We start from the raw sequence: 864 nt of genomic DNA on the forward strand, positions 1-864 counted from the left end.
CTCGCTGCACTGTTGAATCGTCGCGTAACTGCTGTTCGGTTAAGTTTTTCGCTTCTACTTCTGTGATTGAATTGGCTACCTGCGGCTGTATTTCTCATCGTAGGAGTAAAAAGCACCGTCAGGAGCAATAATTTCACCTGGCTTTGAAATATGAAGTTGACCGTTCATCTCATAAGCGGAAACTTCTAATTCTCTTGGTTTTACGGCCTTTTCAACCAATACCTGATGAGAGAATCCGAACGCCTTATCAATGGACATCAGAAAGTTGCTCTACTTTGATTACACTGTAACAGCCAACCGATGATCCCTGTCTAGCCGCTTGACAAACAGCTTGCCCCATTTGTCGAATGCCTCTCTACTCACCTGGTGAGACTCTTCATTGTTCTCCGTTAGGAAAAGATACGGTGTGTTAGGAATGCCAATCGCGTCATACCATAGTTTCGACGTAATTTTATTGAAGCTGTTACTGCTAGCCTCAGGCCCACAGCCCAGATAAGGAATACCGGCTAGCTCAAAAAGTGACTGGATATCCCCTGTTTCACCAGAAACCTGATACAGGCACAATGAAGTCGATGTCTATCGATTCATTAACTCATCACTTTTCACGACTTTTCGTATGGATATCGAGATAGACAAGTCTATCTTTTGGTCAACAACCTTCGTTTTAATCTCAACTTTTAGGACATTTACATTACCAATTAAGCCAAGCTGTTGCTGAAGGTATTCAGAAGAAAGCAGCGAAATTTCGTGTTCTGAAGAACCACCGCCGCATAAAAGTAGAACATTTCTCATCATTGTTAAATCTTTCCGTGATAGAAGACACGCTGTCTCAATGATAGCGATACCTTGCTATTCGTACAGTCA

Annotated in this window: 1 pseudogene; it reads right to left on the minus strand. The window is 42.5% G+C overall.

Going from position 1 to position 864, the window contains the following annotated elements:
* Positions 1-795: pseudogene (locus CIK04_RS29830) on the minus strand (D-alanine--D-alanine ligase A); the annotation flags it as partial.
* Positions 796-864 lie beyond the last annotated feature (69 nt).

The organism is Vibrio sp. 03_296 (assembly GCF_002265885.1).